Here is a 4,491-nt window from a genome sequence, read left to right on the forward strand (position 1 = left end):
GTTTTGTTCAATTTAATAGCAAAAAATGTGGTTATAGCGTTGTGTTTCAGAGTTCATTCGATAATATGAAGTCACCTCTAATGATAGAGGAAGGGCAGCAACGGATACGCTGCTTTAAATAATATGGAATGTGACTTATTGATATTGGACACATACATGAAATTCAAGATTACATCACCGATCATCGAACCCACAGAAGGGTCACCACATCAGAACATGGCTTCTTCATCTGATCACACCTCTCTATACTCTCGCTTGTACTACTCGTTTTCTACTGCCTTTTCGCGATTTAACTCCGCTTATCGCTCCTATCGATATTCGTTTTAAAGCTTAACTTCTTTCGAATTTTCTTTGCATCTTGGTTGATGACAGAGAACTACACCTATTAAAAACTAAATAAATAAGTTAAAGACAATGAATATTAAAATGATGGGTAGCTCCCTAATTATCGCTGGTACCGCTCTTGGTGCTGGTATGCTTGCAATCCCAATGGTATTAGCTCAATTCGGATTGCTTTACGGCACACTGCTAATGGTTCTGATCTGTTTCGGTACCACTTATGCCGCATTACTACTTCTTGAAGCAACCATCAAAGCGGGTGGTGGCTTAGGATTAAACTCTATCGCTAGAAAGACACTAGGCAAACAAGGGCAGCTGATCACCAATGGTCTGCTTTACGCCTTACTGATTTGCTTGCTAATGGCTTACATCTTAGGTGCAGGTGATTTGCTGAGTAAGCTGCTGTCTAACCTCGGTGTCGATATTACTGCAACAACGAGTCAAATTACTTTTACCTTGATTGCCGGTGCTGTTGTGGCGAGTGGAACAGGCGTGATTGATAAGCTCAACCGTGCACTGTTCTTCGTGATGCTAGCAAGTTTGTTTGCAACGATGGCGTTTTTAGCGCCAAGCATGACGCAAGATAACTTAATGCAGGTAACGAGTAACAATCATGTAGACCTAATTAAAACGAGTGCAATCTTGTTCACTAGCTTTGGTTTCATGGTGGTGATTCCAACATTGGTTTCTTACAACCATGAAGCGACCGATAAGCAGCTTCGTAATATGGTGATTGTAGGCTCGCTTATTCCTTTAGTGTGCTACCTATGTTGGTTGTTTGCCGTGGTAGGTAACTTGAGTGAAGAGCAGTTTAGAAGCTTCCACAATGTATCTGACTTGATGGCTGCATTTGAAGCTCAGTCGCCATGGGTTGGTACCGTGCTATCTATCTTCACTGGTTTGGCTCTGCTGACTTCGTTCTTTGGTGTGGCTATGTCGCTATTCAACCAAAACCGAGATATGTTCAACCAGAACACGGCGGTGACTTACTGCATTAGCTTTATCCTACCGTTAGCGGGTTCACTGCTGGCTGCGGATAAGTTTCTACAAGTGCTGAACTACGCTGGCATCATTCTGGTGTTCTTGGCGGTATTCGTACCTCTGGTCATGGTTCACAAGCAACGCTTTATGAAAGTAGCAGAAGACAGGTACAGCGCAGAAGGTGGCAAACCAATGATGCTTTTCTCATTGTTGTTTGGTTGCTTCTTACTTATCTCTCAAGTGATTTAACCATTGCTGTGCTGAACAGCAGCTGATATTGAGATATAAAAAAAGGAACGCATATGCGTTCCTTTTTTTGCTTGTTTGTTAGCGAGAGTCGATTAACAAACAACCTTAACAGCCAAACCACCTTGAGATGTCTCACGGTATTTAGCGTTCATGTCTTTACCGGTTTCTAGCATTGTTTCGATAACTTTATCTAGAGAAACAGTAGGAGCTGAAGAACGACGAAGTGCCATACGAGTTGAGTTGATTGCTTTTACAGCAGCAATACCGTTACGCTCGATACATGGTACTTGTACTTGGCCAGCAACTGGGTCACATGTTAGACCTAGGTTGTGCTCCATTGCGATTTCCGCAGCCATACATACTTGCTCAGGGCTACCACCCATAAGCTCAGCAAGACCAGCAGCAGCCATAGAACATGCCACGCCAACTTCACCCTGACAGCCAACTTCTGCACCAGAGATAGAAGCATTACGCTTGTAAAGACCACCGATAGCGCCAGAAGCCGCGAAGTAACGGATGTAGTCTTTCTCAGTCACAGTTTGGATGAACTTATCGTAGTAAGCCAGAACAGCAGGGATGATGCCACATGCGCCGTTTGTTGGTGCAGTAACTACACGACCGCCAGCTGCGTTCTCTTCGTTTACTGCGAATGCGAACATGTTTACCCAGTCAACAACAGACATTGGATCGTTTGTTGTTTTTTCTGAAGTCATTAGCTGTTGGCGTAGTGCAGCAGCACGGCGAGGAACACGCAGTGGACCAGGCAGGATACCTTCAGTATTCATACCGCGATCCATACACTCACGCATTGTTTTCCAGATGTTTGCGAAGTAAGTACGAGACTCTTCGTCGGAGTGGAAAGCTGCTTGGTTTTTCATAACCAGAGTGCTGATAGAAAGACCGCTGTCTTTACACTGATTAACTAGCTCTTCAGCTGTTGTGAATTCGTAAGGTGCTTTGATTGGGTTCTCTTCTTCTTTGCCGAAGTTCTCTTCGTCAACGATGAAACCACCACCAATTGAGTAGTAAGTTTTTGAGTATGCAACTTCGTCGTCAATCCACGCGTGGATGCTCATGCCGTTCTCGTGTAGAGAAAGGTTGCTAGTATGGAAGTTCATACCACCATCGCGAGGGAACGAAACTGTGTGACAGTGCATGCCAACAGGAAGGCGTTCAGTTTCTTCTACGCGAGCAATAAAGCCCGGGATAGAATCGATATCAACACGCTCAGGAGTATTGCCAGCAAGACCCATGATGATTGCGATATCTGTGTGGTGACCTTTCCCTGTCAGTGATAGTGATCCATATACGTCCACGGTGATTTTAGTGATGTCGCGCAATTTTCCCATTGAACGTAGGTCATCAATAAATTCTTTACCCGCTTTCATTGGTCCAACTGTGTGCGAGCTCGATGGACCAACACCGATTTTATAGATATCAAATACACTAATCATAGCGATTACCTCAAAAAGAGAGCCTCCCAAGGGGAGTAGGGAGGCTCATTTATTATCATTATATTTTGTGTCTAATCTCGCGATATAAGATGAAAGGCATCTTATAAAAGCTGCTTATAGATTAAAGAGCGCCGTAGATTACAGAACTAATAGCCGCTAGACCACATAAAGCTGTAAAGATTTGTACAGGTGCTGAAGTTTTGTACTTAGCCATTGCTGGTACTTTGTTCATCGCGAATACAGGCATTAGGAACAGGATAGCTGCAATCATTGGAGCACCCATTGTTTCAATCATGCCTAGGATGCTTGGGTTAACTACCGCAACAATCCAAGTAGTCACAACGATGAACGCTAGAGATACTTTTTCGATAGTGCTTACTGAAGAACCAGAGCGAGACTTGATTAGACCAACAAGACCTTCGTGAGCACCTAGGAAGTGACCGAAGTAGCTAGAAGTGATTGCTGCGAACGCTACTAGAGGACCCATGTAAGAGATAAGTGGAGACTCGTGAACGTTAGCTAGGTAAGAAAGTACAGAGATGTTTTGTGCTTGCGCTGTTGCTAGTTGCTCTGGAGATAGAGAAAGTACAACAGAGAATACGAAGAACATAACGAAACCCATTAGCATCATTGCCGCACCGCCAGTGATAGCGTCAGTTTTCTTAACTGCGTTTTCACCGTATACACGACGTTGCTCTTTAGAGAACTGAGAGATGATTGGGCTGTGGTTGAAAGAGAACACGATGATTGGAATTGCAAGCCAGATAACAGAAGGCATTGTTGACCATTCAGGCGTTACTTCCATCATTGAAGTGTTCCAATCTGGAACTAGGTAGAAAGACAGTGCTAGTAGGATGAATACTAGTGGGTAAACCATTGCTGAAGTTGCTTTCAACATTAGATCTTTACCGAATACAACGCCCGCTGTCATAGCAAGAATAAGTGCACCAGAAAGAAGAGGACGAGGAATAGACTCCATGCCCATTTGGTTTACTAGGAAAGAATCAACAGTGTTTGTGATACCAACACCGTAAATCAGAACGATTGGGTAGATAGCGAAAAAGTAAGCGAAAGTAATAAGGTTTGCGCCGGTCTTACCGAAGTGTTCTTCTACTGTATCTGTAATGTCAGCTTCAGGGTTTTTTGCAGACAGTACGAAACGTGCTAGAGATTTGTGTGCGAACCAAGTCATTGGTGCAGCAATAAGAGCTAGGATAACTAATGGCCAAAAACCACCCGCACCAGCTTTAATTGGAAGGAATAGTACGCCAGCACCAACTGCTGTACCGAATAGTGATAAACACCAGGTAAAATCTTTATAGTTAAACTTGCTTGAATCTTTAACGGCATTTGCCGAAGAAGTTGTTGTGTTCATGTTAAATTACTCATTTTTTGGGAACAGGAAATAAGTCGGGGCTAATTCTGCAGAATTTTCTTCGGCAAAAAATAGATCTAAATCATGTAATGA

The 4,491-nt window shown here is 43.4% G+C and carries 3 protein-coding genes; 1 reads left to right on the plus strand and 2 read right to left on the minus strand.

The features are described 5' to 3' along the window. Positions 1-426: 426 nt before the first annotated feature. Positions 427-1,569, plus strand: coding sequence for an aromatic amino acid transport family protein (locus tag BCT81_RS05705; protein ID WP_102423477.1), 1,143 nt, complete (start codon positions 427-429; stop codon positions 1,567-1,569). Between the two features lie 92 nt (positions 1,570-1,661). Here BCT81_RS05705 and BCT81_RS05710 read toward each other — a convergent pair whose 3' ends face one another. Both BCT81_RS05710 and BCT81_RS05715 read right to left on the minus strand, forming a co-directional pair. After that, positions 1,662-3,023, minus strand: coding sequence for an L-serine ammonia-lyase (locus tag BCT81_RS05710; protein ID WP_061031627.1), 1,362 nt, complete (start codon positions 3,021-3,023; stop codon positions 1,662-1,664). A gap of 121 nt (positions 3,024-3,144) precedes the next feature. Beyond that, on the minus strand, positions 3,145-4,398 hold the full coding sequence (locus BCT81_RS05715) for an aromatic amino acid transport family protein (protein ID WP_102423478.1): 1,254 nt from the start codon (positions 4,396-4,398) through the stop codon (positions 3,145-3,147). Between the last annotated feature and the right edge of the window lie 93 nt (positions 4,399-4,491).

The sequence above is a fragment of the Vibrio sp. 10N.261.52.A1 genome, from assembly GCF_002876325.1.
GTDB classification, from domain to species: domain Bacteria; phylum Pseudomonadota; class Gammaproteobacteria; order Enterobacterales; family Vibrionaceae; genus Vibrio; species Vibrio chagasii.

What these genes read in the sequence shown, in the direction of transcription:
- BCT81_RS05705 (WP_102423477.1), top strand. Translation starts at nt 427, where the DNA reads ATGATGGGTAGCTCCCTAATTATCGCTGGTACCGCTCTTGGTGCTGGT.
- BCT81_RS05710 (WP_061031627.1), bottom strand. Translation starts at nt 3,023, where the DNA reads ATGATTAGTGTATTTGATATCTATAAAATCGGTGTTGGTCCATCGAGC.
- BCT81_RS05715 (WP_102423478.1), bottom strand. Translation starts at nt 4,398, where the DNA reads ATGAACACAACAACTTCTTCGGCAAATGCCGTTAAAGATTCAAGCAAG.